General features: G+C 68.8%; 1 protein-coding gene. It reads right to left on the bottom strand.

The window, feature by feature from the left end:
• A partial coding sequence (locus RZA33_RS19550; protein ID WP_317509862.1) for a hypothetical protein occupies positions 1-263 on the bottom strand: 263 nt, incomplete at both ends.

Here is a 263-nt window from a genome sequence, read left to right as displayed (position 1 = left end):
CAAAGCCGCTGCGGTTGTCCAGAAAGATATTGGGCGGCAGCCAGCCGGATTTGCGCGCCGAGCTCAGCGGGAAGCTCAGGCTGGGTGCGGCCAGGATGGGCACGCCAAGGAAGCGCAGCACCGCGCCGTCGGCCTGCCCTTCGTTGGCGGCCAGGTCCATGCGCATGCTGCGGGTCGAGATCTGCCAGGCCGGCTCCTGGTCCTCGTTGACCGGGCAGCTGGTGTAGGTGCCCTGCGTGGCCGTCAGGTGCTCGCTGTCGACG

Origin of the sequence: Halovibrio sp. HP20-59, from assembly GCF_033052795.2 — a bacterium.
In the GTDB taxonomy this organism is placed as follows: domain Bacteria; phylum Pseudomonadota; class Gammaproteobacteria; order Pseudomonadales; family Halomonadaceae; genus Vreelandella.
The sequence above is the reverse complement of the archived record's forward strand: the minus strand, read 5'-3'. Positions and strand labels throughout refer to the sequence as shown.